This is a genomic window from Syntrophorhabdus sp., assembly GCA_012719415.1.
Classification (GTDB): Bacteria; Desulfobacterota; Syntrophorhabdia; order Syntrophorhabdales; family Syntrophorhabdaceae; genus Delta-02.
Map to the genome: position 1 here is coordinate 1 of JAAYAK010000199.1, position 2443 is coordinate 2443.

Here is a 2443-nt window from a genome sequence, read left to right on the forward strand (position 1 = left end):
GATATAATAATGTGTGATAAAAGAATACTGTAACATGTCGGGGGTGATTCTGTCAGACGTTATGAACGTACGATATGGTGGGTCTGATCATTTAATGTGTGCCGCAAAGAGACGGGGCGTGTGGTTCAGGGCTCGCCGTCGGGTCAGCTCCCAGGGTTTTCCTGTACAGGACGAAAAATGGCCAACATAGCATATCTCATGATGTCCGGTCAGGGTGAGGATGCGGGATCGCAGAGGAACCTGATAGCAGAATACGCCTCCGCGAAGAACGTCCGGGTAGACAACTATATCACCGTGGATCTTCCCTCTGAGAGGAAGGAGCGGGCCCGCCGTGTGAAAGAGCTCTTCGCAGGTGTCGACCGTTGGGACGTAGTCATCGTGTCGGACCTTGCGGTCCTGGGAGATGACGTTTCAGATGTCATCTCCATGGCGGGTCATCTCCTGGAAAGAGGAGTGCGGTTCATGGCGGCAAAGCAGGCCCTCGACCTCAATGGCATGGGAGACAGCTCGTCAAAGGCCGTCACGGGCCTTTTCGCAACGCTCGCCCTCCTGGAAAAGGAGGTCTCCTCCCGGCGCATCAAGGGGGCCCTGGCGCAAAAAAGGAAAGAGGGCGTCGTCCTCGGCAGGCCGAAGGGGAGTCTTTCCGCGTCGAAACTGGATGACAGGAAGGATCTCATCATCGAGTATCTGTCGAAAGGCGTGAGCAAAGCCTCTCTGGCACGCATCCTCGACACGTCGCCCACGAACCTCGCGAGCTTCCTGAGGACGCGGAGCATAGCCGTACCGAAGCGACGTCCCGCGACGAAGAAGGAAACACCCCCGAAGACGGCCCCCGAAAGAGGGGTTTCCGGGGAGACTCCGCCACCCGTCGCAATGCCGGTGCAGGAGGGGGTGGCGAGCCAATTCCATGAGACCACCGAGGTTCTCCTTTGCAGGCAGTGCGGCAAGAACATACACGATCCCAGGACCACCACTTGTGCCGGAGGATATGTCGATTATCCCAACGGGGAGTCCCATCCCCGCGTTCCCTATCCGAAGGACGAAACGGAACGTTGTCCCAAGTGCGGGGTGATGCCGGGGGGGTTCCACCATGAGGGATGCTATATGGAACGTTGTCCCAAGTGCGGGGAAAGGCTTGTTTCCTGCGGATGCAGGACCCGGGGCGTCGAGGACGTAAAAGCGACGGGCGAGCAATCCCGGTCTGTGCGGTATCTGCCGTAACACCTACCTGATCCTACTATATCGAGGACTGTCGATATGAGAACCATCGTGTGTATTGCACGCACATTCCTGTTGCTTGCTCGTTCCAGGTGGGCCATGGCGGGCCGGCCAGAGACAGGCGCCGTTGTTGCGTCCTTCAGTTGTCACCTCGGTCCCTTATGTCTCCTCGCCTACCCCCTGCTATGCGGGGTGGTGTGTCGATGAGGATGGGAAGGCTTCTCCGGGTCGAGCCGTGGTGTCCGGAGGGGGGACCAACCTCTGTTGTTCCCGTGTGACGCGGGAACACTTGGAGAGAAGGTGCAAAACGTGGCCGATTGTGGTATCGTGTACTCTGTTGTCAAATTCGTAAGAGAAGGACAGAGGATATGACGGAAAGGGAAAGCGTGCCTGGCAAGGCTGAGCCCGTTCTTTACAGGACAACGGTCCACTGGGCCGCGCTTCTCGGGCCCGGTATGCTTCTCGTGCTGGGCGGGCTGTCCCTCAGGGCGAAGCCCGTGGCCGCGCTCGTGATGATCGGCCTCGCCATCATCTGGGGCATATTCTCCATTCATAATCTGCGGGCCTCCGAGTTTGCCGTTCATGCGTCGAAACTGACGATCAGGATCGGTTTTCCCTTCAAACGTTTCTATGAGTTCCCGTATTCTCAACTGGCGGGAGCGGATTTTCACCAGCCGGCCCTGGGGGTGATCCTCAACTTCGGCAAGATCATGCTCATCCAACCGAACCGCAAGGTCATCGTCTTCAGACTGGTGGCACGGCCCAACGATTTCATTGAACACCTTAAGCGGGAGATCATCCGTTTCAGTCAGGAAAACGAACCCGGCAGTGCGGACGGCGGGGTATGAGGGTGTCCTGCCACTCTATTCCCGGGGGGTGACGTGATGGTGGTGAAGAAGGCGTCTGTCCGGGCTCTCGTCGTGATGGTTCTTGCCACGGTCCTCATCGTTTCCGCCGGCAGCGCCCGGGCTGAACCATACCGGCATCAGAGAACGGGTCTCGTTTTTCCCGATCCCGTCAATACCCTGAAGCTCGTCAGGGCCACCGACTACGAGCCCCTGTACGCAGGTCTCGGTACCGGGATCTCCTATCGCACCGACACGATGCGGGCGGACATCTTCCTGTACGACCTGATGCAAGGTCCCATACCGGATGGGATCTCGTCGCAGGTTGTGAGCAGGGAGTTCGATCAGGCCCTGCAGGACATATACTCCCTCGAGACACA

3 protein-coding genes are annotated in these 2443 nt (G+C 58.4%); all 3 read left to right on the forward strand.

Translation table 11 applies throughout. The annotated features are described in order from the left end of the window. The first annotated feature begins 177 nt into the window (after nucleotides 1-177). Entirely contained in the window at nucleotides 178-1221 is a 1044-nt protein-coding gene (locus GXX82_11320; protein ID NLT23626.1) for a recombinase family protein, read from the forward strand. Nucleotides 1222-1586: 365 nt separating this feature from the next. Continuing rightward, nucleotides 1587-2066 (forward strand): hypothetical protein, encoded by a 480-nt coding sequence (locus tag GXX82_11325; GenBank protein NLT23627.1) that lies wholly within the window; start codon nucleotides 1587-1589, stop codon nucleotides 2064-2066. A gap of 36 nt (nucleotides 2067-2102) precedes the next feature. Then, a partial coding sequence (locus GXX82_11330; protein ID NLT23628.1) for a hypothetical protein occupies nucleotides 2103-2443 on the forward strand: 341 nt, incomplete at its 3' end.

Coding starts and splice junctions, on each gene's coding strand:
- GXX82_11320 (NLT23626.1), top strand. CDS start 178: ATGGCCAACATAGCATATCTCATGATGTCCGGTCAGGGTGAGGATGCG.
- GXX82_11325 (NLT23627.1), top strand. CDS start 1,587: ATGACGGAAAGGGAAAGCGTGCCTGGCAAGGCTGAGCCCGTTCTTTAC.